The sequence below is a fragment of the Pseudomonas sp. B21-040 genome, assembly GCF_024748695.1.
Lineage (GTDB): Bacteria > Pseudomonadota > Gammaproteobacteria > Pseudomonadales > Pseudomonadaceae > Aquipseudomonas.
Window position 1 is genome coordinate 1,411,989 of the sequence record NZ_CP087176.1, and the last position, 26,925, is coordinate 1,438,913.

At 59.0% G+C, this 26,925-nt stretch carries 27 protein-coding genes and 1 riboswitch; of the genes, 11 read left to right on the forward strand and 16 right to left on the reverse strand.

The genetic code is table 11. The features are described 5' to 3' along the window. Positions 1–8: 8 nt before the first annotated feature. The 4 genes from LOY55_RS06375 to LOY55_RS06390 are packed head-to-tail and all read right to left on the reverse strand — an operon-like array spanning position 9 to position 3,431. A complete protein-coding gene (locus LOY55_RS06375; RefSeq protein WP_223522387.1) occupies positions 9–734 on the reverse strand; it encodes an urea amidolyase associated protein UAAP1 in 726 nt (241 codons plus the stop codon). A gap of 12 nt (positions 735–746) precedes the next feature. Continuing rightward, positions 747–1,535 (reverse strand): ABC transporter ATP-binding protein, encoded by a 789-nt coding sequence (locus tag LOY55_RS06380; RefSeq protein ID WP_223522388.1) that lies wholly within the window; start codon positions 1,533–1,535, stop codon positions 747–749. Further along, positions 1,532–2,347, reverse strand: coding sequence for an ABC transporter permease (locus LOY55_RS06385; RefSeq protein ID WP_223522389.1), 816 nt, complete (start codon positions 2,345–2,347; stop codon positions 1,532–1,534). Before LOY55_RS06385 ends, LOY55_RS06380 begins: the two co-directional genes overlap by 4 nt. Positions 2,348–2,363: 16 nt before the next feature. Beyond that, positions 2,364–3,431, reverse strand: coding sequence for a putative urea ABC transporter substrate-binding protein (locus tag LOY55_RS06390; protein WP_223522390.1), 1,068 nt, complete (start codon positions 3,429–3,431; stop codon positions 2,364–2,366). Positions 3,432–3,493: 62 nt separating this feature from the next. Continuing rightward, a riboswitch (guanidine-I (ykkC/yxkD leader) is annotated at positions 3,494–3,593 on the reverse strand. A gap of 283 nt (positions 3,594–3,876) precedes the next feature. On the opposite strand from LOY55_RS06390, the gene LOY55_RS06395 reads away from it, so the two are divergent. Together LOY55_RS06395 and LOY55_RS06400 are read left to right on the forward strand one after the other, a co-directional pair. Further along, positions 3,877–4,134, forward strand: coding sequence for a hypothetical protein (locus LOY55_RS06395; RefSeq protein ID WP_077430740.1), 258 nt, complete (start codon positions 3,877–3,879; stop codon positions 4,132–4,134). A 168-nt stretch (positions 4,135–4,302) separates the two neighbouring features. After that, positions 4,303–4,782, forward strand: coding sequence for a hypothetical protein (locus LOY55_RS06400; protein ID WP_109787391.1), 480 nt, complete (start codon positions 4,303–4,305; stop codon positions 4,780–4,782). 51 nt (positions 4,783–4,833) lie between these two features. Here LOY55_RS06400 and LOY55_RS06405 read toward each other — a convergent pair whose 3' ends face one another. Then, entirely contained in the window at positions 4,834–5,946 is a 1,113-nt protein-coding gene (locus LOY55_RS06405) for an enoyl-CoA hydratase/isomerase family protein (RefSeq protein ID WP_109787392.1), read from the reverse strand. 132 nt (positions 5,947–6,078) lie between these two features. Here LOY55_RS06405 and ung point away from each other — a divergent pair, with 132 nt between their 5' ends. Then, the gene (gene ung, locus LOY55_RS06410; protein ID WP_223522391.1) at positions 6,079–6,771 is read left to right on the forward strand and encodes a uracil-DNA glycosylase; all 693 of its coding nucleotides are present in this window, start codon (positions 6,079–6,081) and stop codon (positions 6,769–6,771) included. Positions 6,772–6,799: 28 nt separating this feature from the next. Here the strand turns inward: ung and LOY55_RS06415 are convergent, their stop codons facing one another. From LOY55_RS06415 to LOY55_RS06445, 7 genes are all read right to left on the reverse strand, one after another. Beyond that, the gene (locus LOY55_RS06415) at positions 6,800–7,687 is read right to left on the reverse strand and encodes a hypothetical protein (protein ID WP_046029485.1); all 888 of its coding nucleotides are present in this window, start codon (positions 7,685–7,687) and stop codon (positions 6,800–6,802) included. Next, complete coding sequence (locus LOY55_RS06420) at positions 7,684–9,060, reverse strand: AAA family ATPase (RefSeq protein ID WP_052961881.1); 1,377 nt, start codon at positions 9,058–9,060, stop codon at positions 7,684–7,686. Before LOY55_RS06420 ends, LOY55_RS06415 begins: the two co-directional genes overlap by 4 nt. 65 nt (positions 9,061–9,125) lie before the next feature. Continuing rightward, a complete protein-coding gene (locus LOY55_RS06425) occupies positions 9,126–10,163 on the reverse strand; it encodes an AbrB family transcriptional regulator (protein ID WP_046029486.1) in 1,038 nt (345 codons plus the stop codon). Beyond that, complete coding sequence (locus LOY55_RS06430) at positions 10,156–11,670, reverse strand: tripartite tricarboxylate transporter permease (protein ID WP_046029488.1); 1,515 nt, start codon at positions 11,668–11,670, stop codon at positions 10,156–10,158. The genes LOY55_RS06425 and LOY55_RS06430 overlap by 8 nt, the downstream gene beginning before the upstream one ends. Before the next feature lies 1 nt (position 11,671). Beyond that, entirely contained in the window at positions 11,672–12,130 is a 459-nt protein-coding gene (locus LOY55_RS06435; RefSeq protein WP_223522392.1) for a tripartite tricarboxylate transporter TctB family protein, read from the reverse strand. Positions 12,131–12,188: 58 nt separating this feature from the next. After that, complete coding sequence (locus LOY55_RS06440; RefSeq protein WP_046029492.1) at positions 12,189–13,166, reverse strand: tripartite tricarboxylate transporter substrate binding protein; 978 nt, start codon at positions 13,164–13,166, stop codon at positions 12,189–12,191. Between the two features lie 39 nt (positions 13,167–13,205). Then, positions 13,206–14,495: an OprD family porin gene (locus LOY55_RS06445; RefSeq protein WP_046029495.1), complete on the reverse strand. Its 1,290-nt coding sequence runs from the start codon at positions 14,493–14,495 to the stop codon at positions 13,206–13,208. A gap of 237 nt (positions 14,496–14,732) precedes the next feature. On the opposite strand from LOY55_RS06445, the gene LOY55_RS06450 reads away from it, so the two are divergent. Together LOY55_RS06450 and LOY55_RS06455 are read left to right on the forward strand one after the other, a co-directional pair. Beyond that, on the forward strand, positions 14,733–15,404 hold the full coding sequence (locus LOY55_RS06450; RefSeq protein ID WP_007944085.1) for a response regulator: 672 nt from the start codon (positions 14,733–14,735) through the stop codon (positions 15,402–15,404). Beyond that, entirely contained in the window at positions 15,397–16,785 is a 1,389-nt protein-coding gene (locus tag LOY55_RS06455) for a sensor histidine kinase (protein WP_109787395.1), read from the forward strand. The genes LOY55_RS06450 and LOY55_RS06455 overlap by 8 nt, the downstream gene beginning before the upstream one ends. A gap of 56 nt (positions 16,786–16,841) precedes the next feature. On the opposite strand, the gene LOY55_RS06460 is transcribed toward LOY55_RS06455, so the two are convergent. After that, positions 16,842–17,663, reverse strand: coding sequence for an HDOD domain-containing protein (locus LOY55_RS06460; RefSeq protein ID WP_046029500.1), 822 nt, complete (start codon positions 17,661–17,663; stop codon positions 16,842–16,844). Between the two features lie 34 nt (positions 17,664–17,697). Next, on the reverse strand, positions 17,698–18,639 hold the full coding sequence (locus tag LOY55_RS06465) for a folate-binding protein YgfZ (RefSeq protein ID WP_046029503.1): 942 nt from the start codon (positions 18,637–18,639) through the stop codon (positions 17,698–17,700). Between the two features lie 148 nt (positions 18,640–18,787). On the opposite strand from LOY55_RS06465, the gene LOY55_RS06470 reads away from it, so the two are divergent. Both LOY55_RS06470 and LOY55_RS06475 read left to right on the forward strand, forming a co-directional pair. Further along, complete coding sequence (locus tag LOY55_RS06470) at positions 18,788–19,042, forward strand: succinate dehydrogenase assembly factor 2 (protein ID WP_077430733.1); 255 nt, start codon at positions 18,788–18,790, stop codon at positions 19,040–19,042. Beyond that, positions 19,026–19,478 carry a protein YgfX gene (locus LOY55_RS06475; RefSeq protein WP_109787397.1) on the forward strand — a complete coding sequence of 151 codons (453 nt, stop codon included), beginning with the start codon at positions 19,026–19,028 and terminating at the stop codon, positions 19,476–19,478. Before LOY55_RS06470 ends, LOY55_RS06475 begins: the two co-directional genes overlap by 17 nt. Here the strand turns inward: LOY55_RS06475 and nadB are convergent. Next, positions 19,447–21,063 (reverse strand): L-aspartate oxidase, encoded by a 1,617-nt coding sequence (gene nadB, locus LOY55_RS06480; protein WP_109787398.1) that lies wholly within the window; start codon positions 21,061–21,063, stop codon positions 19,447–19,449. The two genes, LOY55_RS06475 and nadB, sit on opposite strands and share 32 nt — an antisense overlap. A gap of 561 nt (positions 21,064–21,624) precedes the next feature. Between nadB and rpoE the strand changes: the two genes are divergently transcribed. The 4 genes from rpoE to LOY55_RS06500 all read left to right on the forward strand — a co-directional run bounded on the left by rpoE (position 21,625) and on the right by LOY55_RS06500 (position 25,396). Further along, complete coding sequence (gene rpoE / locus LOY55_RS06485) at positions 21,625–22,206, forward strand: RNA polymerase sigma factor RpoE (protein ID WP_007944079.1); 582 nt, start codon at positions 21,625–21,627, stop codon at positions 22,204–22,206. 30 nt (positions 22,207–22,236) lie between these two features. Then, positions 22,237–22,824 (forward strand): sigma-E factor negative regulatory protein, encoded by a 588-nt coding sequence (locus LOY55_RS06490; protein ID WP_046029509.1) that lies wholly within the window; start codon positions 22,237–22,239, stop codon positions 22,822–22,824. A gap of 8 nt (positions 22,825–22,832) precedes the next feature. Beyond that, a complete protein-coding gene (locus LOY55_RS06495; RefSeq protein WP_109787399.1) occupies positions 22,833–23,789 on the forward strand; it encodes a MucB/RseB C-terminal domain-containing protein in 957 nt (318 codons plus the stop codon). A gap of 182 nt (positions 23,790–23,971) precedes the next feature. Then, positions 23,972–25,396, forward strand: a complete 1,425-nt coding sequence (locus LOY55_RS06500; protein WP_109787400.1) for a DegQ family serine endoprotease — start codon at positions 23,972–23,974, stop codon at positions 25,394–25,396. 70 nt (positions 25,397–25,466) lie between these two features. Here LOY55_RS06500 and LOY55_RS06505 read toward each other — a convergent pair whose 3' ends face one another. Beyond that, positions 25,467–26,900 (reverse strand): M48 family metalloprotease, encoded by a 1,434-nt coding sequence (locus LOY55_RS06505; protein ID WP_046029514.1) that lies wholly within the window; start codon positions 26,898–26,900, stop codon positions 25,467–25,469. Positions 26,901–26,925 lie beyond the last annotated feature (25 nt).

The following is a 26,925-nucleotide window of genomic DNA, read 5'->3' on the forward strand; positions in this document are numbered from 1 at the left end:
AGCGATCCTCAGGCGAACAAACGGTCGGTGTTGATGAAGCCGCGCTCGTTTTCCGGGCGCGAGGTGCGGCAGTGTTCGGCCACGCTGGCGTCGGCGTTCATCCAGCTGAGCTTCAGCGGTTTTGGCGCGTATTCAGGCGATGGGTCCATCGGGTGTTGCAGGGCCGTGAGCACCACCAATGTGTCCATCGGCGCGTACAACTCGATGTAATCGCCAGCCCGGGAATTGCCTTCGACGAAGTGGAAGCGCCCGGCTTCGTCGACATCGACGCGGCTGAACAGGTTGAGGGTCATCAGCAAATCCGACAGGCCCAATCCCCACTTGCCGAGTTCCACCAGCAGGTTGTCAGTGCCGTTGCGGAAGAAGCCGTTGCGCAGTTCCTGATAGCGCCCCGCGCCGTATTTTTCGGCGACTTCTTCAGCGCAGAGCACACCGCCGAGGCTGTCGCTCCAGCCGCAGGTGTCGGCAGTGATGGCGGCCAGTACGCGGCCCATGTCCGAGTACAGGCAATGGCCGCGAGTGAGTTTGGCGGTGTGTTGGCATTTGAGGCTGTCAGGCAGGTTCAGGCGTTCGGTTTTTTCGTTGGCGTTGAGCAGCGTCAGGCTGACGTTGGCCCCGCCGCGCAGATCGGTCAGGCGCAGCAGTTGGCCGCGTTTCAACACGAACGAACGGTGGCCACCACCGGGCAGCAATTCTTCGGCGAAGGGCGTGAACAGCAAGGTCGAATCAGTCATTTGCAGATTCCTCTAAGCGGTACGAAGCGTGCCTGCCAGCGGCATCGGCAGGGCGTCGACGGCGGCGCGGGTGGCGCGGCGGTCGCTGTTCAAAGGGATGTCGTAGGTGATGCGTGCGCCATAGGCGCCGGGGGCGTGCGGGTCGACACGAACCTTGTCGAACACCAGCAGGCGCGTGCCGAGACTGAAACCTTCGGACAGGTCGTGGGTGACCATGAATACCGTCAGTTGCGTCTCGCGCCACAGCTCCAGCAGCAAGGCGTGCATGTCTTTGCGGATGCCCGGATCGAGTGCGCCGAAGGGTTCGTCGAGCAGCAACACGCGAGGTTTCATGATCAACGCCTGGGCGATGGCCAACCGTTGTTGCATGCCGCCGGACAGTTGCGCCGGGTACTTGTCCAGCGAATGACCGAGGCCGACTTTGTGCAGCAACACCGAAGCCTGTTCCCGAGCGTCACGTTTGGCGCTGCCAAACAGGCGTCCGAGCAGGGGCGAGCGCGGCAGTTCGAGGCCGAGGGTGACGTTGTCCAGCACCGTTAAATGCGGGAACACCGAGTAGCGCTGGAACACCACGCCACGGCTCGAATCCGGTTCGCCGGCCAGCGCCTGGCCGTCGAGCAGAATCTCGCCGCGACTGGCGCGTTCCTGGCCGAGGAGCAAGCGCAGGAAGGTCGATTTGCCGCAACCGGAGGCGCCGACGAGGGTGCAGAACTCACCCTCGTTGACGTTGAGGTTCAGGCCTTCGAGCACCACCTGATCGGCGTATTGCTGCCAGACGTTTTTCACCGTGATGAAGCTCATGCGCGCGCTCCTTCATACCAAGGGAACGCATGCTGGGTCAGGCGCTTGAGGCCCCAGTCCATCAGCCAGGCGAGGAGGGTGATCCACACCACGTACGGCAGGATCACGTCCATCGCCAGGTAACGGCGCACCAGGAAAATCCGATAGCCGAGGCCATCGGTGGAGGCGATAGCCTCGGCGGCAATCAAGAACAACCACGCCGAACCGAGCATCAGGCGCAACGAGATCAGCAGGCGCGGCAACAGTTGCGGCAGCACCACGCGCAGCATCAGGGTCCAGGTCGAGGCGCCAAGGGTCTGGGCCTTGATCAGCAGCTCCACGGGAATTTCCCGGGCGCGCTGTTCCAGATCCCGCGCCAGGGCCGGGGTGATACCGATGACGATCAGCATCACTTTCGACAATTCCCCCAGCCCGAAAACGATGAACAGAATCGGCAGGATCGCCAGCGGTGGCACCATCGACAGCACCGTCAGCAACGGTGACAACGGTGTGCCGAACAGTGGCAGGGTTCCCGCCGCCATGCCCAGGCACAGTCCGGCCAGGGCGCTGATACCGAGGCCGATGGCCAAGCGGCGCAGGCTGGAGGCGCTGTCCTGCCAGAGCAGGTATTCGCCGGTGCGTGCGTCGGCCACGAAGGCCAGGCGCTTCACTGCATCGGTCATCTGTACGGCGCTGGGCAGCAGCTTGTCGTTGGGGTTGTCCGTCAGCCGCTCGGCCGAGCCCATGAAGTAGGCGAACAGCACCAGAGCGAACGGCAGGATCACCAACAACAGGCGGCTCGGACGATCCGGGTGGCGATTGATCAGGCGCATGGCCAGCTCCTCGTGATTACAGCTTGGCGTCGGCAGCCATCTGCACGTAGGTCGGGTCAAAGCGCAGCTTGAGGTTGCTCTTGTCACCGCTGGTCACGCCGTTGGCGAACGCCATGCCGACGGCACTGGTGTCCTTGGCGCCTTCGCCGAGCAAGCCGTGCTGGAACGAAAACTCGGCGACTTTGCGCATGGTTTCCGGCAGTTGCTTGCTGGTGGAGAAGTCCAGGGCCTCTTTGGGCGTGGCGAACAATTTGGTGGTGTCGAGTTGCGCCTGGAAACCGGTCAGGTCAGTGCCCGAGGCTTTGGCCATGTGTTCGAGTGCGGTTTTGCTGGCGGCGTTTTTCGCGTTCATCAACTCGACGACTTCAAACCAGGCACCGGTCAGCGCTTTGCCCAGAGCCGGGTTGTCTTTGAGCGTGGCGCTGTTGACCACCATCATGTCCATGATTTCGCCGGGGATCTGGCTGGAGTTGAAGACTTCGGTCACGGCAGGCTTGGCCTTGATGTCCGAGAGCATCGGGTTCCAGGTGGTGACGGCGTTGACCTGTTCGGTGTTGAACGCGGCGGAAATGTCGGCGTCGGAGGTGTTGACCACTTTCAGGTCTTTCTCGGTGAGGTCCACCGAATCCAGTGCCCGGGCCAGCAGGTAGTGGGAAACCGACAGCTCCACCAGGTTGACGTCCATGCCCTTGAGGTCGGTGACTTTCTTGCCGTCACCCTTGAGCACGATGCCGTCGTTGCCGTTGGAGAAGTCGCTGACGATCAGCGCGGTGCTGTCGACGCCGCCCGCGGCCGGAATGGTCAGCGCGTCCATGTTGGTCATGGTGCAACCGTCGAACTGGCCGGCAGTGTATTGATTGATGGATTCGACGTAGTCATTGAGCTGCACCACATCGATCTTGATGCCGTACTTCTTCGCCCATTTGTCGACGATGCCTTGGCTGCCGGCGTATTCCCAGGGCATCCAGCCGGCATAGATTGTCCAGCACACGCTGAAATGGTCTTTCGGTGCAGCCTGGGACGAGACGCTCACGAGGGCGGCAAAGGCCGCGGCGAGCAGGGCGGGGAAACGTAGCTGGGACATGGGTGGTTCTCCAGTTGATCGAGGGCGGGCAGGAGTCAACGCGGCACCGCGAACGGTGGCTTGTCTCCCGGGCTTTTGTCCCGCCGTGTAACCTCAACTGGAGGTCGCCAACTCTCGGACCAGTCACTCGCTCAGCGAGCCGGAACCCTAGTCAGCCATTGCAAATTGTGGTGCCGCGAACCTGTAATGAACTCCTGCACGCAGTTGCTAAAGCGAGAGGCGTGCCAACTCCTCTTGAGCGCTCTAGCGTGGGGGATGGCGCGTAGCCGCGTCGGTAAAGAGGCTTACGGTTGCCTTGTGATGGTGCGCGATTGCACCGCAATGGGACGCATCGCCCGCTGATCTGAAGGATTTTGCGGCACAGCACTTGATGGCGGATTCTCAGTCAAAAGCAGTGTCAGCCGGCCATTGTCGGCTGCTGTCCAGGGTCTTTTCGGAGGCCGTCATGCTGCGTCGAATCGTGTTCTATGTGTTGCTCGGTCTGGGGGTGTCTGGCTGCTACTACTACGCAGACCCTTACGATGCGTACTCCGCACCTTATTACTACCCCGGTTATTACGCGCCTTACTACTACTCGCCTTACTACAACCACGGCTATTACGGCCCGCGTTATTACGGGGGTTATCGCTACTACAACCACGGCTATCACGGCGGTCACGGCTCGCGTTATTACGGCGGTGGATATCACGGCGGGCACCATTAATCAGGGGGTGAATAGATGAAAAACCTTTCATCGGACAGATGTTTCAATCTGTTTCGTGAACGCACCAGATTCAGGAAACGGAGGTCTGATCTTTCGACAGTCACCGAATAATTGACTGCCGCCTGCCAGCGTCGCTGGTACGGCTCACTCGCGGTCCAGGAGGCCGCCATGCTCTGTCGAAAACAGCTCCGCCAAATTCTGCTGATTGCTTTATCGGGATTGTCTCTTGGTGCGTGCGTGCCCTATTCCGATGGAGGAGACAGCTACTATTCAGATGGCTATACCTCGCCTGCACCCGCCTATTACGCTGGTGGCAGTTCCTACTATTCAGGTGGCGGTGGTTATTACTCGCCACCGCCCCGGTACTACGCGCCCCCCGCGCGGTATTACCAGCCAACACCGCGTTATTACTATCAGCCGCGCGTCTATCAACCGGCCCCGCGTTATTACCAATCCCGGAGCTATTACCGGTCTCATCAGAATCAGGGCTGGGACGGTCATCATCGAGGTGGCTGGAATAATGACCACCAAGGGAACCAAGGTAACTGGAACAATGGCAGCCGAGGAGGCTGGGATAATGACAATCGAGGGGGTGGACGCCATCACGACGGGCGCGGCGATCACATGGGCCGAGGCGGCAACCGGTAATCGCTCAAACAAAAGCGGCGCATCAAGCGCCGCTTTTTTTATGCCCGGATTTCAGTATTCCGACAAATCCGCCAACGGGTGCCGTCCTTCCCAGACTTTATGAAAGTGCGCCAGCACCACGGCATCCGGCACGTTGTTGATGTCCGGCCAGTGCCAGTGCGGTTTCTGATCCTTGTCGATCAACCGTGCGCGCACGCCCTCGCTGAACTCCGGATGTCGGCAGCAGTTGAGGCTCATGGTGTATTCCATCTGAAAAACCTGAGCCAGCGACAGGTGCCGGGCCCGGGCGATTTGCTCCCAGACCAGATGAGCGGTCAGCGGCGAGCCTTCACTCATGGTTTTTGCAGCACGATTGAGCAGCAGGTCGGCGCTGTCGCGTTGCAGGCTGATGGCTTTCCAGGCGCAACTCACATCACTGACGTCCAAAAGTTCGTCGATGCGCTGGCGCCGCGGTAGCCACTGGGCTTCGGGCAGTTGCGCAACCGCTTCTTGCTGCAAGGCCTTGAGCAAACTGTTGAGCTGCATCGGCGTCTGTTCCTGCCAGTTCAATTGCAGCAACCCTTCGATCAGCTCCTCCTGTTGTTCATCGAGCAAGAAGCGGTCGGCCAGGTCCAGGTCGATCGCATCGCGCCCGTTCATATGGGCGCCGGTCAGGCCCAGAAACAATCCGAGCTTGCCGGGCAGCCGCGACAGGAACCAACTGGCGCCGACGTCCGGGTACAAGCCGATGCTGATCTCCGGCATCGCCAGCCGACTGCTTGGCGTGACAATGCGGATACTCGCCCCTTGCAACAACCCCATCCCGCCACCGAGCACATAACCATGGCCCCAGCAGATCAACGGTTTCGGGTAGGTGTGCAGTTTGAAGTCCAGGCGATATTCCGCCGCAAAGAAGTGCGCGGCCAGCGGTGGCACCTCCCCGGGATGGGCGCGACAGGCCTCCACCAGGCTGCGCACTTCACCGCCGGCACAGAATGCCTTGGCGCCGTTGCCACGCATCAACACGCAGACAACTTGCGGGTCTTTGGCCCAGGCGTCCATTTGATCGCGCAGGGCGTTGATCATCGGCAGGGACAGGGCGTTGAGGGACTTTTCGGCATCGAGGCTGGCGACGCCGATGCGAGCGCCGTCGGTGCCAGTGAGTTCTTCGAAGTGCAGATTCATCGTGACCTCGATCGGGAATTTGAGGGTTAAGTATGATCGCTGTGTGGGAAAGTGCCGGATGTGCGTCAGATCAATTGACAAGCGTGATGGGCTTTCCTAGGGTTCGCCCCATTGTTTTTGCCGGATGTAACCATGACTGCTGACGACCGTATCAAACTCGAACCGAGCTGGAAGGAGGCACTGCGTGCCGAATTCGACCAGCCCTACATGGCAGAGTTGCGTAATTTCCTGCAACTGGAGCGCGCGGCGGGCAAGGAGATCTATCCACCGGGCCCGATGATTTTCAACGCGCTCAACTCTACGCCGCTGGACAAGGTCAAGGTCGTCATCCTCGGTCAGGACCCGTATCACGGCCCGGGCCAGGCGCACGGCTTGTGCTTCTCGGTGCAACCGGGCGTGCCGGCGCCGCCGTCGCTGGTAAACATCTACAAGGAATTGAAGCGCGACCTGAACATCGATATTCCCAACCATGGCTATTTGCAGAGCTGGGCCGACCAAGGCGTGCTGATGCTCAACACCACCATGACCGTGGAGCGCGCCAACGCTAACGCGCACAAGGACAAGGGCTGGCAGTTTTTCACGGACCGGATCATTGAAGTGGTCAGCCAGCAGCAACCGCACCTGGTGTTCATGCTGTGGGGCGCCCATGCCCAGAGCAAACAGAAGCTGATCGATGCCACCAAGCATCTGGTGCTGACCTCGGTGCACCCGTCACCGCTGTCGGCCTATCGCGGTTTTCTCGGATGTGGACACTTCAGCCGCACCAACAAGTTTCTTGAGCAGAATGGCGAGACGCCGATTGAGTGGCGGTTGCCGCCAGTTTGAGAGGTTTCGGTTTCGCGTAGGCAATAAATCAGGGCGTCAGCGGTTGTTTTGTTAACAGCGCCTTGATGATGAATCTGGCCATTGTTTCCGCCACTGGATAATCGGTTTGACTGAGTAAAAAAAAGGCAGACACACATGAACTGAATGCACTTTCAGGGCTGCACATCAATGCGATTGTGTCGTCATACATTTGCTTGTCTTGCGGGACGTTTCTCGACATTTGCAGTGCTAGCCAACATGTCCTGATTTCTTCGGCCCGGCGTGAAGTGAGGTCCTCATGGTTAAGCTGAAAGAACTCGATGTTGGTGACTGCACGTTCATAGGCGGGGCCGGAGTTGTGTTTCGGAACGGCTAGCACGCCATTGAAGGTGATGATGTCTTGAGGGTCGTCGGCGTCGGTCATTGAAACCGGATAGAGCAACAGCGCCGACTCATCCTGCATGTCCGCCGGATCGCCGTTCTGAGTGTCGCGATTGCCGCGAATCGGAAAGTAGCTCGACTTGAGCGTGGAGTTGCAGCGGGTGCAGGCAATGGCATAGTTCAAGTGATGGTAAGCGAGCTTGTAATACCCGACTTTGCTGCCTGCACCAGTCGTCCAGGCAGGTTTGAATTTTTTCCAGTGCTCGACGTTGTGGTTGGGCCAGGTCTTGACTTCGCTTTTGGGGCGATAGTGTTCCACTTCATGGACTTTGCTCGCCAATACCGCGCCTTGAAGCTTGGTCTCGCAGTACGCGCATTTTTCGTGCTGCAGCGTAATGTAGACCTGTTTGATTTCTCCCCAGAAGTCCGAGTCATCGGTATAGCCGCCCGCATCGACGTAGTGCTGGGTTCGCTGCTGGGCACGACCCAACCAGTTCGGTTTTTTGCCGTTGATTAATGCAATCAGCTCAGCTTCCGAAATGGGGTAACGGATCATTCTTTGGACTCTGCCTGCTTACTGCGCTGCGGTTGAGCAACAACTTCAGGCTTGGCTTTGACAGCGCGCGGGCGTCGAACACGAGCAGTGGCCACTTGGACCTTTTGCGGTTTTGCCATGTCTTCGAAGGACATGCCTTCGGCGAGCACTCTCAGGTAGTCGACAGAGGCTTTAACATTGCCCGACACCGCTCGGCGAGCCAGTTCGTTGAGCTTATCCGCCACGGGCGCCGCCCGAGTGCTATCAAGGCCGAAGTAGGGCGACAGCAGAATTTGCTCGGCGCTTTTTCCACGCACATGTTCGGGCAGCCGCTTGACAATGGTCGAGCCGTTTTCCTCTGCCAGCACAAACAGGTTTTGCGACATCAATGAGCCGACGACCAACGGACTATGGGTCGTCAGGATGAACTGAACATTCGGGAGTGCCTTGGCCAGTGTGGGCACTACGCTGCGCTGCCATTCGGGATGCAGGTGCAGATCGATTTCATCGACCATGATCACGCCGCGCATTTCTCTCAGTTTCAAGCCACTGGCGATACCTTTACAGACGTGGAACAGCATGTCGCCGATCCAGCCGATATAGGCCCTGTAACCATCAGACAAGGCGCGGAAGGGCAGAACGATGCCGTTCATTTCGAACAAGTGTTCACGGCCCGTTGGCTGCGTTTGAATTTGGCAGGCCGGTGGCAGCAGTTCATTGATCAGATTGATAACTTGCTTGTAACGGCCCTTGTTTTCCACGGAAAAGGCCGGCAGCCAGTAAGACAGCGGCATGAGCGTCAGGTGGTCTTCGAAAAGGCCTGCAACGCGTTCGTAACGACGTAGACGGGATCGGGTACGGGCACTTTCATCCACCCGTGCGGATGCTTCCACACGGCGGGTAGCTCCATATCCGACAATGAAAAAGGCCGGGCTTTTTTCATCGAGCTGCATCGCCTCGATCGTTTCATCCGCGCTCTTTGGCGACATATGCCAACTCATCCGCTCTACGGAGCTGACCGTGCGGACTTCGGTACTCACTGAAAACGTTTCGGGCATGAGGTCCGTCGCAGCTTTCAGCGGCCGTTCTTCTACGGTCGAGATGATGTCGGCGGTCAGAATGGCTGTGTTTTTCTTGAGGTTGACCTTGCCGGCGATCTTCGCCGGAGCACGCCGGATCAAGCCTTCAGGTACAAAACCAGAGTTGCCGCTCAGCAACGGTCCGAGTACCGCAAGTGCAACAGCTTTTAGAATGCTGGTCTTGCCGAGACCATTGTCCCCCAGCAATACGTTGACGTTAGGGTATTGGAGGTCTTTGGTGCCCGGCAGATTGAATTCAAGGGTGGCCTTCTCGAAAGACCGCAAGTTTTCTATCTGTAGTTTGCTGATGTGCATCTAATCACCTCTCCCGAAGCAGAGATGGTAGCAAACTCTTTCCTGGCGGGTATCACAAGCCTCCGCTAAGGCATGCTCTCGCGGTTCCAGTATTTGAACAACGGCTCGGCCAGAAACAACACAAACAACAACCGCATCACCTGCATCGCCGTTACCAGCGGTACTGACAATTGCAGGGTCTCCGCCGTCAGGCTCATCTCCGCGATCCCGCCGGGCATCATGCCCAACGTCAATGAACGCAGATCCAGATGAGTCAACGCACTCAACCCCAAGGCAGCCGCCGTGGCAATCAACATGGTCAGCACTGTGCCGATCAAGGTTCGGCCCATGAAGGAAGGCGCGCGCCGGAAAAACTGACGGTTGAAGTGACAACCCAGGCCGCTGCCAATCAGCCATTGGCCGATCTGGCTGCCGCCGTGTGGCAAACCGATATGCAGATCCCAACCGATGCTCACCGCCGCACTCACCAGCAACGGCCCGAACAACCATGGGTTGGGTTGACGCAAGCGCTCCCAGAGCCACGCCGCCAGGGCGCCTGCCGGGAATAAAAAGGCCAGCCACCGCCAGTCGACGGCCGTTGCGTGCAACACCGGCGCGCCGTCACCCAGCAAGTATTTGAAGGCTGCCGGTACGCACAGCACCACCACCAGCACCCGCAGGCTTTGCCCTGCCGCCACGCGACTGAGCACTGCGCCATTGCGCGCGCCGAGGTTGACCATCTCGCCGGAGCCGCCGGGCATGCTGGAGAAAAATGCGGTGGCGCGATCCTCACCGGTACGCCGCATCAACCATACGCCGACCACGGCTGACAGGCTGGTGACCAACGCACCGAAGAAGATCAAGCCGAAGTGACTGAGTACCTGCTCCATCACCACCGGGGTGAAGTGCAGGCCGATCCCGATTCCGACAATCCACTGGCCGCACTTGCGGCCGCCAGGGATTTCCGCCAATTGCCAGGGCGTCAGGCAGCGCACCAGGATGATCGCCAGCAACGAGCCGACCATCCAGGGCAGCGGCCAGCCGATCTGGCTGGCGAGGTAACCGCCCAGCAGACCGACCAGCGGTGTTCCCCACCAGGCTTTGAGCGGTGTTCGATCAGACATCGGCGATTGCGCGCTGAGCGGCCGAACGTTTGCGCCAGATCCGCAGCAGTGGCATCAGCAGCATGATCGCGGTCAGGACCCAGCAACCGAAGGTGATCGGGCTGGACCAGAGGATTTCCAGTGCACCGTTGGAAATCGACAGGGCGCGACGCAGGTTCTGTTCCATCAGGCCGCCGAGGATGAAGCCCAGCAGGATCGGCGACAGCGGGAAATCCAGCTTGCGCAGGATGTAGCCGAAGATACCGATGCCGATCATCAGGAACAGGTCGAACGTGGTGGCGTGCACCGCGTAGACGCCAATCCCGGTGATGATTGCGATCACCGGCACCAGCGCCCAGTTCGGCACGGCGAGGATGCGGGTGAAGATGCGGATCATCGGGATGTTGAGGATCACCAGCATGATGTTGGCGACAAACAACGAAGCGATCAGGCCCCAGACGATGTCGGGTTGCTGTTGGAACAGCAGCGGCCCCGGCGTGATGTTGTACAGCGACAGCGCGCCGATCATCACCGCCGTGGTGCCCGAACCCGGAACGCCGAGGGTCAGCATTGGCACCAGAGCGCCGCATGCTGCGCCACCGATGGCGGTTTCCGGTGCCGCGAGGCCACGCATATCACCCTGGCCAAACGTGCCTTTGGCCCCGGCGATGCGTTTCTCGGTCATGTAGGCCACGGCGCTGGCCAAGGTTGCGCCGGCACCCGGTAACACACCCATGATGAAGCCCAGTACGCCGCACCGCAGGTTCACCACGAACACTGCCGAGGCTTCCTTGAAGTTGAACATCATGCGGCCGGTGGCTTTCACGGCTTCCTGGCCATGATGGGTTTTTTCCAGCAGCAGGAGGATTTCGCTGATGGAGAACAGGCCCAACACCAACACCACGAATTGAATGCCGTCAGTCAGGTGGATGTTGTCCCCGGTGAACCGGTACACGCCGCTGTTGGCATCGATACCGACGCTCGACAGAAACAGACCGATCAACGCAGCGATAAAGGTTTTCAGCGGTCGGTCACCGGCCATGCCACCCAGGCAGACAATGGCGAACACCATCAACACGAAGTACTCCGCCGGGCCAAAGGCAATCGCCCATTTCGCCAGCAGCGGGGCGAACAGCACCATGCCGCAGGTGGCGATGAACGCACCGATGAACGAGCTCCACGCGGACAACGACAGTGCGACACCGGCCAGGCCTTTGCGGGCCATCGGGTAGCCGTCGAGGGTGGTCATGACGGTAGAGGCTTCGCCGGGAATGTTCAGCAGGATCGAGCTTATCCGCCCGCCGTATTCGCAGCCCAGGTAAACCGCCGCCAGCAGGATCAGTGCCGATTCCGGTGGCAGGCCGAGGGCGAATGCGATCGGGATCAACAACGCCACGCCGTTGATCGGACCCAGGCCCGGCAACAAGCCAACGACGGTGCCGATCAGGGTGCCGCACAGGGCAGTCACCAGGTTGTACGGGCTCAGCGCAACGCCGAAACCCTGACCCAAATAGCCAAGAGTATCCATATCAGTTCTCCAGAACATCGAGCACGCCAAGCGGCAGCGGCACGTCCATCAACTTGTCGAACAGCAGATAAAGGCCGACGGCCATTAGCGTGATGATCACGATGCTGGGCAACCAGCGGCCGCCGTACAGGCGCGCCATCGGGATACCGATCAAGGTGCTGGCGACAATGAAACCCAGGGGTTCGAAGGTGCCGGCGAATACCAAGAGCAACACGACGCAGATACCGATTTTGGTCAAGGTTTCGCGGTCCATCGGTGGTGCATCGTCGTCATGTTTGATCGGCGCCGGACGAAATACCATGTACAGCAGCGCCAGGCCCATCAGCCCGAGCATCAACAGTGGAAAGGCCCGAGGCCCCACCGGTTCGTAGGAAAATGCCGCTTGATACGGCCACGCCATCAGCGTCAGGCCAGCGCAGGCCAGCAACAGCACCGCAGCAAAAATGCGTTGTAAGAGCATGGGAAACTCCTGTGCCGCGACCCCGCGAAACGGGGCCGCAGCCGCTAGACAGAGGCGATCACTGGATCAGGCCGAACTCTTTGGCCAGCACTTTGTAGTCCGCAACCTGCTTCTTCACGTAGGTGTCCAGTTCCGGGCCGGTCATGGCGAACGGAAACAGTTCACGCTGATCGCGCAGCTTGGCGAAGTCTTCGGAAGCCAGGAGCTTGTCGAAGGCAGCTTTCCACCAGGCGTAGTCTTCGTCGCTGACTTTCGGCCCGAGGTAGAAGCCGCGAACCACTGGCCAGACAATGTCGTAGCCTTGTTCTTTGGCGGTCGGGATGTCTTTCATTTCCGGCTCGTCCAGACGCTTTTCGGCGAACACGGCGAGCAGGCGCATGTCGCCGCTCTGGATGTGCGGCATGGAGTCGGAGATGTCGGTGCTGCCGACCTGGATGTGGCCGCCGAGCAGGGCGGTGGCGATTTCACCGCCGCCTTCGAGCGCCACGTAACGCAGGTCACGCGGGTTGATTCCGGCGGCCTTGGCGATCAGTGCGGTTTGCATCCAGTCCTGGCTGCCGACGGTGCCGCCGGAACCGATCACCACTTTGCTCGGATCTTTTTTCAGCGCCTGAACGAGGTCGTCCAGAGTCTTGTAAGGCGAATCGCTTTTAACCGCGATGGCGCCATAGCTGGTGCCAACGGCGGCGAGCCAGCGCACGTTGGTTTCATCAAAACGCCCGAACTTGCCTTGGGCCAGGTTCAGCAACGAACCGCTGGACCAGGCCACCAGCGTGCCGGCATCGGCGGGACGCTGGGCGACCACCGCGTTGTACGCTACCGCGCCGACACCGCCGGGCATGTAGGTCACGCGCATCGGTTTGGTCAGCAGCTTTTCGTTGACCAGCGCGCTCTGCGCCAGTTTGCACGTGAGGTCGAAACCACCGCCCGGCGAGGCCGGGGCGATGCATTCCGGACGCTTGGGTTCGGCCATCAATTGACCGGCAAACAGCATGCAACTGGCGGCGAGAGCAACTTTACGCATTGATAGGTTCATTCAAGTCTCCTTGGGAGTTGTTGTTATGGACGTGCTGAATTACCAAAGGGCAACGCTATAGCTCACCAGCAGACGCACTTCGTCGGCATCGCGAGCGGAGTAGTTGGAGCGGTAGGTGGCATTACGCAGGCGCACGGCGACATCCTTGAGAGCGCCGCTTTGTACTACATATTTAATCTCGGAGTTGCGTTCCCACTCTTTGCCTTCGTCACCGTTCTTGAGCTTGATGTTGTCACCGCTCACGTAACGGCTCATGAAGGTCAGGCCGGGAATGCCGAGCCTGACGAAGTCGAAGTCATAACGTGCTTGCCAGGAGCGTTCTTCGGCACCGGCAAAGTCGTTGATCTGTACAAAGTTGACCAGGTAAGGGTCGGCGCCATCGACATAAGGGAACGCGCTGTCACCGGACATGTGCTGATAACCGGCGCTGAACTTGTGCCCACTCAAGGCGTAGCTCACCAGGCCATTGAGGGAGGTGTTGTCGATCTTGCCGCCACGGGCTTCGCCGTCATCATCACTGATGGCCAGGCGCAGGTCGGTGCCAAAAGTGCCGGGGCCGAATTTTTCCGAGGCCACCATGCCGAGGAAGTGCTGGCTGTAGACGTTATCGAGTTGCGCGAAGTAGTAACTGCCGGTGATTTTGTCGGTGAACTTGTAGTCCACGCCGCCAAAGTCGAAGTGGTTGCCGGTGACGGTGCCGGCAAAACGGCTGTTCTTGTTGTTGAGGGCGATGTCCTGGTAGTCAGTGCTGTCGCGATCCTTGGCTTTGTCGAGACGCCCGCCGGTGAAGCTCAGGTTCTTCAGCTCTTTGGAGTTCAGCAGCCCGCCTTCAAAGGTCTGCGGCAGGATGCGCCCGTCGTTGGGCTTGAGGATCGGCATTTCCGGAATCAGGCTGCCGATTTTCAGTTCCGTGGCGGAGATTTTCACTTTGCCGGTCAGGCCCAGCTTGGAGTACTCGCCAACCGCGCGCCCGTCATCGGTCGGCAGCAGGCCGGTGCCGGTACGGTCGGGGCTCGAATCGAGCTTGATCCCCAGCATGCCCAATGCATCCACCCCGAACCCTACGGTGCCATCGGTGTAGCCCGATTGCAGATTGAGCATGAAGCCTTGTGCCCATTCGTCTCGCTTGGATTGCTGGGCGCTGGTGCCATCGCGAAAGTCGCGGTTGAAATACATGTTGCGGGTTTCAAGTGTTGCCGTACTGTCTTCGAAGAAGGCAGCCTGGCTCAACGGCGAAAAGCCGGCAAGAGCGGCGGCACTGGCAAGCGCGGTGTGGCTGAAACGGGAGAGGCGGGCAGGCGCAAGAGCCTGGGTCTGCAAGGACTGCATGGGTGTCGTACTCCGTTTATTGTTCTTATTTGTCGAAAACGCTTCGAGGCGTTTTTCGGATCGCTGTGTGGCAGCAGCGACGGCAGTCGAAACTGTCCGTGACTCGACTCTAACGGGCTAACCTTTCGCTAGCCTTTCAGCAGACTTTCACGGTTTTCGGGCTTCACAGCAGCGGTTGCGGCTGTAAACTCCGCGCCAAAGAATGGTGTCGACCATCCCTGAATGAGGAAAAGATCCATGCGTGTTCTGCTCGTCGAAGACCATTTGCAGTTAGCCGAAAGTGTCGCCCAGGCGCTCAAGAGCACAGGGCTGACCGTGGATGTGCTGCACGATGGCGTGGCCGCAGACCTGGCCTTGAGCAGCGAGGAGTACGCCATGGCCATTCTCGATGTCGGCCTGCCGCGCATGGATGGTTTTGAAGTGCTCGCGCGCTTGCGTTCGCGGGGGAAAAACCTGCCGGTGCTGATGTTGACCGCTCGCAGTGACGTCAAGGATCGGGTTCATGGCCTGAACCTTGGCGCTGACGATTACCTCGCCAAACCCTTTGAACTGACTGAGCTCGAAGCACGGGTCAAAGCCCTGTTGCGCCGCAGTGTGCTGGGCGGTGAGCGTCAGCAGCGTTGCGGTGTGCTGGCCTATGACCTGGACACCCGGCGTTTCACGCTGGGCGAAGAGTTGCTGACCCTGACCTCGCGTGAACAGGCTGTCCTGGAAGCGTTGATTGCCCGGCCGGGTCGGGTGATGAGCAAAGAGCAGTTGGCCTCCCAGGTGTTTGGTCTGGACGAAGAAGCCAGCCCGGACGCCATCGAAATCTATGTGCATCGCTTGCGCAAGAAACTCGATGGTCAGCCGGTCGCCATCGTGACCTTCCGTGGTCTTGGCTACTTGCTGGAAAGCCGCGATGCATAAGCCCAGCAGCCTGCGCTGGCGGTTGCTGTGGAACCTTGCGCTGTTGCTGGTGGTGTTAATGCTGGCCAGCGGTTTGAGTGCGTACTGGAATGGTCGCGAAGCGGCCGACACCGCCTATGACCGTACGTTGCTGGCGTCGGCGCGAACGATCGCGGCAGGTGTCTCCCAGCGTGATGGAACGCTTAGCGCCGACGTGCCTTACGTGGCGTTGGATACGTTTGCCTACGACAGTGCCGGGCGCATTTTTTACCTGGTCAATGACATCCACCAGAATTTGATTTCCGGTTACGAGAACCTGCCCGCGCCGCCTCCGGGAACGCCTCGCACTGATGACTACCCGGCGCTGGCACGTTTTTACAACGCCACGTATCGGGGGCAGAACGTGCGGGTGGTCAGCCTGCTCAAGCCGGTCAGCGAGCCGAACATGAATGGCATGGCGGAAATTCGTGTGGCGGAAACCGATGAGGCGCGGGTCAGCATGGCGCGCAGTCTGGCCGCCGACACGTTGCTGCGCCTTGGCATGCTGGCGATTGGTGCGCTGCTGTTGGTTTGGTTTGCGGTGAGTGCGGCGTTGCGTCCGCTGGAGCGCTTGCGCACGGCCGTGGAGGAGCGCCAGCCCGACGATTTGCGACCGTTGCCGTTGGTGGAAGTGCAGCGCGAGTTGTGGCCGCTGGTGCGCGGGCTCAATCACTTTACCGAGCGGTTGCGCGAGCAGTTTGAGCGCCAAGCCCAGTTCATCGCCGATGCCGCCCATGAGCTGCGTACGCCGCTGGCGGCGCTCAAGGCGCGCCTTGAGCTTGGCCTGCGCACGAATGAACCTGAAACCTGGCGCAGCACCCTGGAAAGCGCCGCCCAGGGCACGGATCGCCTGACTCACCTTGCCAACCAATTGCTCTCGTTGGCTCGGGTCGAAAACGGTGCCCGGGCGATTGCCGAGGGCGGTGCCCAGTTGCTGGATTTGAGTCAGTTGGCGCGCGAATTGGGCATGGCCATGGCGCCGTTGGCCCACGCGCGCGGTGTTGCCCTGGCACTGGAAGCGGACGAGCCGGTGTGGCTGCGCGGTGAGCCGACGCTGTTGAACGAGCTGCTGAGTAATCTGCTGGATAACGCCCTGGCTCATACGCCGTCGGGCGGCAATGTGATTTTGCGGGTCATGACGCCGGCGGTGTTGGAGGTCGAAGATGATGGCCCGGGGATTCCGGTCGATGAGCGGGATCGAGTGTTCGAGCGCTTTTACCGGCGCAATCAGCAGGTGGCCGGGTCGGGGCTGGGCCTGGCGATTGTCGGCGAGATCTGCCGTGCGCATTTGGCGCAGATCAGCCTGCACGATGGTGAACCGTCAGGATTGAAGGTTCGGGTGAGTTTTATTGCAGGAGAGTGAACACATCGTGTGTGGTGAAGGGGAGCAATGGAGGTAAGCCCCCCTCGCTATATAGGCTAGTAAAACATCGAACGCGACTCTTCCAGTTCCTTGCACATCGCCTCGTTCTGCGGATCAATCCCAAGCTTCTTGAATGAAGGCACGTTGAACGCATCGATTTTTGCGAGTGGATGGTCGGTGTCCTTGTGGCAGTACAGGCTGGCCACTTGCACCAGATCGACATAGTCGACCTGCCCGGATTGACGGTTGAAGTCCAGGTACATCCCCGGCAGCTTCGCCAGCAATTCCGGAAACTCCCAGACCTTGAGCAGTTTTACGCCGATCAAAGGGTGAATGTGGTCGATCACATGGTTGAGGCTGACCGGGTCGGACAGCAGTTCATAGTGATCTTCGGCGTACGTCAAAATCGGCAACACGCCAATCTGATGCACCAGGCCGCCGAGTGCCGCCTGGTCGGGTTTGAGTTGTGTGTAACTGCGGCACAGCGCATAGCTGACCCCGGCGATTTCCAGGCTTTTGCGCCAGACATCGCGCATTTTCTGTGCGACCACCTCGGAGCGGGCGTGGAAAATCTGTTCCATCACCAGGCCGATCGCCAGATTGCTGCTGTAATTGATGCCCAGCCGCGTGATGGCGGTGTGCAGGTCGTTCACTTCCTGAGTGGCGCGCAGCAGCGGGCTGTTGACCACTTTGATCAGGCGCGCCGACAGCGCCGTATCGCGGCCAATTACTTTGCTCAGGGTGCTGACACTGATTTCCGGGTCTTCAGCGGCCTTGCGAATCTGCAGGGCCACTTCCGGTAACGTTGGCAGAACCAGGTCATCGTTATCGATGGCCTCAACCAAATCCTGTTGGACCTTTTCCGCCAGATCGCTCATTTCTTTTCTCTAGGTGTTGCAACAAATGCTGCGGTTAGCGCTGGATTTCTAGATCGCGATCCAGTGAGTAAGGCAGGTCGAGCAAGTTCAGTGCAGGTCCTTCCAGGGCACCGAGATGAATGTCCCCGCCCTCGGCCGCTTCGGCTTGCAGCACGGCCAGGAGTTCAATGGTGTGTTCAGCATTGGCAGCCAGGACTACTTCGCCGATGGAACTGCCGTGGCTCGGGGAAAACAACGGCGTGCCAGGGGCCGGCAGTTCGCTGGCCTCCAGGGTCAGACGATACAAGCGACGCTTGAGTTTGCCCAGGTACTGCATGCGCGCGACGATTTCCTGGCCGGTGTAGCAGCCTTTCTTGAAGCTCACGCCGCCGACGGCTTGCAGATTGAGCATCTGCGGAATGAACAGCTCGCGTGTTTCCGGCATGACCTGACCGATCCCTGCGCGGATCTGGCCCAGCAGCCATTGGTTCAGATTGCCTTCGGCCAACAGGGTGGACAGCTTGCCTTTGATTGCGTCGGCTTGATCGGCGGCGACCCACAGTTCAGCGCGATCCGGCGAGACGCGGATGGCGATCAGGCCTTCGTGACGCACGACACTGTCGGTGTCTGCCGGTAATTCAAGACCGAGACTGCTCAGCGCGGTATCGCCATGGTCGATCCCGAAACGGACCCAGGCGGCGCTTTCGTCGGTCAATTTGGATTTGGAGAACACGGCGTACTTTTTCAGGTCAGCCAACTGCGGTTCCAGCAGTTCGGTAGCCATGGCCAGCACAACGCCGTCGCTTTCCAGCAGGATGCGGAAACTCGACTGCATCCGGCCTTTTTGCGTGCAGCGTGCGCCAAGGCTGGCCTGGGTATCGCTTAAGTAGTTGAGGTTGCAGGTCAATTGGCCTTGCAGGAATTTACCAGCATCCACGCCGCGGACCGCGAGAACGCCTTCGTGAGACAGGGTGCAGAAAAAAGCAGAATCGGCCATGAGTCATCGCAGGGTAAAGAGTCTGGGGGACATCATAAGGTGGCGCCCTGGAAATGGGTAGTTCACAAAAGGAGGTGGTGCCCGACCAAAGCCGACTGTTCGACACTGTCCGGGGCTGTATACTTGCCGCCTATTTGAGGAGCGCTCCATGGTCGAAGATGTTGAACTGAATCGCCTCTACTGGCACAGCCGCCGCGGCATGCTTGAGTTGGACGTGTTGCTGGTGCCGTTTGTGAAAGAAGTTTATGCGCACCTCAACGAAGTAGATCGTGCCTGTTACGTCCGGCTGCTCGAATGCGAAGATCAGGACATGTTCGGCTGGTTCATGGAACGCGCCGAATCGGAAGATCCAGAGCTTCAGCGCATGGTTCGCATGATCCTGGACCGTGTCCAGCCCAAGTAATATGTTCGAATGCCGCTGGCATGCCTCTCGGCAGTTGCTGGCGGCGTATGGTGTGGCCCAGCTGTTCGCGCTGGGTTCGTTGATTCTTCTATCCATACCGGCCTGGGCCAGCCTGCTCGGCATTGCGCTGTGCGCGGCTCACGGTTTTTGGGTGTTACCCAGACAGATCTTGCTCAAACACCCACAGGCCTTCTGCGGCTTGCGCCGGGTCGCCGATGGCTGGCAATTGTGGAATCGGGCCGCGGGTTGGCAAGCCGTGCAGTTGCGCCCGGACAGCCTGGCGCTGCCATTGATCGTGGTGCTGCGGTTTCGCCTGCGTGGCGAACGGCGGATCAGGTCGATCTGCGTACCCCGCGACTCGCAGGCGGCGGATGTGCACCGACGCCTGCGGGTTCGCCTCACGTTCAGTCGGCGTAGGTGGGCGGCACCAGAATAGTGTCCAGGGCAACCGGGAGCATGTTGGGGTAGTCGAGGGTGTAATGCAGGCCCCGGCTTTCCTTGCGCGCCATGGCTGACTGGATCATCAGTTCCGCTACCTGAGCCAGGTTACGCAATTCGATCAAATCACGGCTGACCTTGTAGTTGCTGTAGAACTCGTCAATTTCGTCCAGCAATAGCTGCACACGGTGCTGGGCTCGTTGCAAGCGCTTGTTGGTGCGCACGATGCCGACGTAGTCCCACATGAATCGCCGCAGTTCATCCCAGTTGTGCGCGATGATCACGTCTTCATCGGAATCGGTCACCTGGCTCGCATCCCAAATGGGCAGGGCGACTGGAATCGACACGTGCGGCAACTGCTCAAGAATGTCCGCTGCCGCCGAACGGGCATAAACGAAGCACTCCAGCAACGAGTTGCTGGCCATGCGGTTGGCGCCGTGCAGTCCGGTAAAACTGGTTTCGCCAATGGCATACAGCCCCGGTACGTCGGTGCGACCGTTTTGATCAACCATCACGCCGCCACAGGTGTAGTGCGCCGCTGGCACTACCGGAATCGGTTGCTTGGTGATGTCGATGGAAAACTCGAGGCAGCGTTCGTATACCGTCGGGAAGTGGGTCTTGATGAACGCTTCGGGCTTGTGGCTGATGTCCAGATAGACACAATCGACACCCAGGCGCTTCATTTCATGGTCGATGGCCCGGGCCACGATGTCCCGTGGTGCCAGTTCTGCGCGCGGGTCGAAGCGTTGCATGAAGCGATCGCCATTGGGCAGCTTCAAGTGCGCACCTTCGCCGCGCAGGGCCTCGGTGACCAAGAAGCTTTTTGCCTGCGGATGGTAAAGGCAGGTGGGGTGAAACTGGTTGAATTCCAGGTTCGCCACCCGGCAGCCAGAGCGCCAGGCCATGGCGATGCCGTCGCCGCAGGCTCCGTCGGGGTTGCTGGTATACAGGTAGACTTTGGCCGCGCCGCCGGAGGCGAGTATGACGAAGCGTGCGCCGTAGGTATCGACTTCGCCGGTCCCGCGATTGAGGACATAGGCGCCGAGGCAGCGGTCGCCCTCAAGGCCGAGGCGTTTTTCGGTGATCAGGTCCACCGCGACCCGCTGTTCCAGCAATTCGATGTTCGGGCGTTGCCTGGCTTGGGCCAGTAGTGTTCTGAATATCGCAGCACCCGTTGCATCCGCAGCATGAATAATGCGCCGATGGCTGTGGCCACCCTCGCGGGTCAGGTGAAACTCGAAGCCGCCGTCTTCGGTGCCGGATTGTTCATCACGGGTAAAGGGCACGCCTTGGTCGATCAACCATTGGATCGCCTCTTTACTGTGCTCGACGGTAAAACGCACAGCGTCTTCATGGCACAGGCCACCGCCGGCGTTGAGGGTGTCATCGACGTGGGACTCGACGGTATCGGAGTCATCCAGAACGGCTGCAACGCCGCCCTGGGCCCAGAATGTCGAGCCGTTGGCGAGGTCGCCTTTGCTCAGTACCGCAATGCGCAAATGACCAGGCAAGGTCAGCGCAAGGCTCAAACCGGCAGCACCGCTGCCAATGACCAGAACATCGTGTTGAAACTGTTGGCTCATTTCAGGATTCCGCTCAAAGCGACCCGGGTCGGGGTTGGCGCGAGACTGCTGTAACGGCGAGTCAGGGCGGCCACACAGCCCACTAGTATATAGAGGGGTGGGGCGGCACAATACCCGTGCACACATGGCATTGTGAAACTACTGTGACGGGAAAAACCTGACGCTTCGTCGGATGGTTTTTTGAACGGTTCGACGACAAGACGACTGTATCGTCGATTTAACAGTATTTTTCTATTCACGGTTGCACAATGTCGGTGCCGTCTGGTTATAAATATTTGGAACTTTTGCCAAGGGCTCAAGATCAATAGACGGTTGCCTGATTCAAGGGACAGTGTCGGCTTCAGGTGCGGGATCTGCGGGTTGGATCCTTGCCGGCGAATCCGATGACAAGATTATTCGCGCAGCCGGGGAATCTCGCGCTGCGTTTTTCGTGCGTGCCGAATCAGAGCGCGCAGGAAACTTGCTTGGAGGGGGAGAACTTTTGCGAAAAGCCCGAGTCTATGTTTGCAAGTCCGGTCGTTTAGTAATGCAAGCCTCCTCCGAGCTTATCGAGGAGTGTTCATGCTAACCCAGGAAGAGGATCAGCAACTGGTCGAGCGCGTTCAACGCGGCGACAAGCGTGCTTTCGATCTGCTAGTGCTGAAATACCAGCACAAAATTCTCGGGTTGATCGTGCGTTTCGTGCACGACACCCATGAAGCCCAGGATGTGGCACAAGAAGCCTTTATCAAGGCATACCGTGCACTTGGAAATTTTCGCGGGGACAGCGCGTTTTACACGTGGCTTTACCGCATCGCCATTAACACGGCGAAAAACTATCTGGTTTCACGCGGCCGCCGGCCGCCGGATAGCGATGTCAGTTCCGAGGATGCAGAGTTCTACGATGGCGATCATGGCCTCAAGGATCTCGAGTCGCCAGAACGCGCGTTGCTGCGGGATGAGATCGAAGGCACCGTCCATCGAACCATCCAGCAACTGCCAGAAGATTTACGTACGGCATTAACTTTACGTGAATTCGATGGTCTGAGTTACGAGGACATTGCGGCAGTCATGCAGTGTCCGGTGGGTACCGTGCGCTCCCGGATTTTCCGCGCCCGGGAGGCCATCGATAAAGCCCTGCAGCCGTTGTTGCAGGAAAACTGAGACAGCGGCGATAGCCAAGAGAGGAACGCCATGAGTCGTGAAGCCCTGCAGGAATCGCTGTCCGCAGTGATGGATAACGAAGCGGACGAACTGGAATTGCGTCGGGTACTGAATGCCTTTGACGATGTTGAAACCCGTGAAACCTGGGCTCGTTACCAAATCGCTCGGGCAGTCATGCACAAGGACTTGTTGCTTCCACGCCTGGATATCGCTGCGGCAGTATCGGCTGCATTGGCCGATGAAGCCGTGCCGGCAAAAGCTTCCCGTGGTCCTTGGCGCAGCCTGGGTCGTCTGGCAGTCGCTGCATCGGTAACACTTGCTGTGCTGGCTGGCGTTCGTTTGTACAATCAGGACGAGATCGCTGGTGTAGAACTGGCTCAGCAATCCAATCAACCGGGTCTGGCCGTTCCTCAGGTCAAGGGTCCAGCTGTATTGGCAGGCTACAATGAGAGTTCGGAAGCCACTGGCCCTATGGCCAACGGCGTATTGCAAGGTCAGCCAGGCTGGCACGATCAGCGTCTGCCAAGCTACTTGCGCCAACATGCTCAACAGGCTGCATTGAAAGGCACTGAAAGTGCGCTGCCTTATGCTCGTGCAGCAAGCCTGGAAAACCGTTAAGGAGGATCATGCGCTCCATACCTCTACTTTCGCTTCTGCTCGCAGGCTGGATTGTTGTTCCAGCCCACGCTGATGAAGCCCAGGACTGGTTGACCCGCTTGGGTCAGGCCGAGCAACAGCAAAGCTTTCACGGCACATTCGTTTACGAGCGTAACGGTAGTTTTTCTACCCATAACATCTGGCATCGCGTCCAGGATGGCAAAGTCCGAGAGCGTTTACTCCAGCTTGACGGCTCCGCACAGGAAGTCGTACGCATTGATGGGCATACTCAATGCGTTAGCGGCACCCTGATAGCAGGACTTGGGGATACTCCCAACTCCGCTGCTCGTGCACTGGATCCCCAAAAGTTAAAGAATTGGTATGACCTTGCCGTCATTGGCAAGTCGCGTGTGGCTGGTCGTGCAGCGGTGATTGTTTCACTGACGCCACGTGATCAGCACCGATACGGTTTTGAGCTTCATTTGGATAAAGAGACCGGCCTGCCGCTCAAGTCATTGCTACTCAATGACAAAGGGCAGTTGCTGGAGCGATTCCAGTTCACGCAACTGGACACCGCCGAAGTGCCATCAGACCAGGATTTACAGCCCGGCGCCGAATGTAAGGCCATCACTTTTGACAGTGACAAGGCTTCCGCCGTTAAAGTGGCTCAAGTCTGGCATTCGGACTGGTTACCACCCGGTTTCGAGTTGACCAGCAGCAGTGCTAGAAAGGATCCGCAGACCAAGACCCAGGTCAATAGCCTGATGTATGACGACGGTCTGGCGCGGTTCTCGGTATTTCTCGAGCCATTGAATGGCGCAACTGTGACGGACACTCGCACACAATTGGGACCAACCGTTGCTGTATCCCGGCGCCTGACCACGCCTCAAGGCGAAATGATGGTGACCGTGGTCGGTGAGATTCCGATTGGCACAGCTGAACGGATCGCGCTCTCCATGCGCAACGATGCCACTGCAACCCAGTAGTGAGCCGATTTCGAAATGTTTGGTGAGCATTTCAAGTTGCAAACAAACCAGAATTTTTCTATAGGTCAGAGCCTCACGGCTCTGGCCTTGTTTTGTTGTTCCCGGAACAAAAATACCGGCGTATTGTTCCCGGTGTTCCTTGCTCCATATCGCTTAACCATGCTCGTCGTAACGGGAGCCGTATGTCGATACCACGCTTGAAGTCTTACCTTTCCATTTTTGCCACCGTGTTGGTCCTCGGTCAGGCGGCTGCTGTTCAAGCAGTCGAGTTGCCTGATTTCACCCAGCTCGTCGAGCAGGCCTCGCCTGCCGTGGTGAATATCAGTACCACCCAGAAACTGCCGGACCGCAAAGTGTCCGGGCAAATGCCGGACCTTGAAGGCCTGCCACCAGCGCTTCGCGAGTTCTTCGAGCGGGGCATGCCTCAGCCGCGCTCCCCTCGCGGTGATCGCCAGCGTGAGGCGCAGTCTCTGGGCTCGGGTTTCATCATCTCGCCTGATGGCTACATTCTGACCAACAACCATGTGATCGCCGATGCCGACGAAATCCTCGTCCGTCTGGCTGATCGCAGTGAGCTGAAGGCCAAACTGGTCGGCACTGATCCACGCTCCGACGTGGCGCTGCTGAAAATCGAAGGCAAGGACCTGCCGGTCCTTAAACTCGGTAAATCCCAGGACCTGAAAGCCGGTCAGTGGGTTGTCGCCATCGGTTCGCCGTTTGGTTTCGACCACACCGTGACCCAAGGCATCGTCAGCGCCATCGGGCGCAGCCTGCCGAACGAAAACTATGTGCCGTTCATCCAGACTGACGTGCCGATCAACCCGGGTAACTCCGGTGGTCCGCTGTTCAACCTGAATGGCGAAGTGGTCGGGATCAACTCGCAGATCTACACCCGCTCCGGGGGCTTCATGGGGGTATCGTTCGCGATCCCTATCGATGTCGCGATGGATGTTTCCAACCAGTTGAAAGACGGCGGCAAAGTCAGCCGAGGCTGGTTGGGTGTGGTGATTCAGGAAGTGAACAAGGACCTGGCCGAGTCGTTTGGTCTAGAGAAACCGGCTGGTGCGCTGGTGGCTCAAATCCAGGACGACGGCCCGGCGGCCAAGGGTGGCCTGCAAGTCGGCGACGTCATTCTGAGCATGAACGGTCAGCCGATCATCATGTCGGCCGATCTGCCACACTTGGTGGGTGCGCTGAAGGCGGGCGCCAAGGCGAATCTTGAAGTCATTCGCGAAGGTAAGCGCAAAAACGTCGAGCTGACGGTTGGCGCGATTCCTGACGAAGGCAAAGAGCTGGATGCAACGCCTAAATCGGGCGTTGAAATCAGCAGCAATCGTTTGGGTGTTTCCGTCGCCGAGCTGTCTGATGAGCAGAAGAAAACCTACGACCTCAAAGGTGGTGTGGTGATCAAGGAAGTGCAGGAAGGCCCTGCCTCGCTGATTGGCTTGCAACCGGGCGACATCATCACTCACCTGAACAACCAGGCCATCGGCTCCAGTAAGGAGTTCACCGAGATTGCCAAGGCACTGCCGAAGAACCGTTCGGTATCGATGCGGGTTCTGCGTCAAGGTCGTGCCAGCTTCATCACCTTCAAACTGGCTGAATAAACCGGTTGTCGGCTGAATAAAAAACCGCCTCGAAAGAGGCGGTTTTTTTGTGCCTGGATTTTGCTGAGCGTCAGCCCATCATGTCCTTGATCATGCGCTCCTGTTCCATCAGCTCGCGTTGACGTGCATCGATACGCGAAGAAAGCGGGAAGTTGCTGCCGGCCTTACGCTTGGCGAAATCGAGCTGTTGAATGGCTTGGCGATAGTCGCCAACCAGCGCAAAGTATTCTGCACGAGCCTGATGCAAGCCGATGATGTTGCCCGACAGGCCGCGAGTCTCCGCCACCTGATACCAAACATCCGGATCGTCCGGACGCGACTTGAGCAGGCCTTCCAGGGCCTTCTCAGCATCGGCGGTGCGGTTCTGTTTCAGCAGCAAATCGACACGTATCTGATTCAGCGGGTAGTTGCCGGGGTATTGCGTGAGCATCCGCTCGACGCGTGATTGAGCGTCGGGCAGTCGATTGTTGGTGATGTCCAAATCGACCTGCGCCAGATTGTAGATGATCTCATTCGGTGATTTTGCCAGTAGCAGCTTGAGGTTCTCCCGAGCTTCATTGAGCTGGCCACCCTTGATTTGTGCGATCGCCAAACCGTAGCGCGCGACATCGTTTTTCGGGTTTTCCTCAAGCAAGGCACGGAAGCGCTTGGCGCCCAGGCCAGGGGTTTCTTCATAAATCAACTGGACCCGCGCACGAATCAGCTGATAACGCATCGTGTCTTCAATGCCGCCCTGTGGGGCTTGTTCGGCACGGTTGCGGGTGTCGGCGATCCGCGATTCGGTAACCGGGTGAGTCAGCAGAAATTCTGGTGGCTTGGCGTCATAGCGGTATTGGCGCCCCAGGCGCTCGAACATGCTCGGCATTGAGCGTGGGTCGTAACCGGCTTTTTCCAGATTGAGGATACCGATCCGGTCGGCTTCCTGTTCATTCTGACGCGAGAAACGCCGCTGTTCCTGAATCGCCGCCGCTTGCGTACCGGCAATGGTCGCAATCCCCGCATCGCCAGCACCGGCCGCCGCAATCACGATCCCGGCCAGCAGGGCGGCCATCATCGGCACCTGCATACGCTTTTGGGCTTCAACGCCACGGGCAAAGTGGCGTTGCGACAAGTGAGCCAATTCGTGAGCCAGTACTGACGCGTATTCGCCCTCGGTCTGCGCATTGAGGAACAAGCCGCCATTGACCCCGACAATCCCGCCGGGCGCCGCGAAGGCGTTGAGCTGTGGACTGTTGATCAGGATGAACTCCAGGCGCCGGTCATTGACCTGGCTGGTTTCCACCAGTCGGTAAACGCTGGATTCGACGTAATCCTTGAGTTGTGGGTCGTTGAGCTGCGCGACCTGGCTGCGCAACAGCGCCAGCCAGGCACGGCCCAACTGATATTCCTGTTGCGGCGAGACGATGGCAGAACTGGCGTCGCCGAGTGACGGCAGGTCGTCGGCAAAGCCCGGTGAGGCGAGCAGGCAAGCGAGCGTCAGCAGGGTAGGGCGCAAAAAAGTCATGCACAAAGCCTTAGTCGACAAAGAC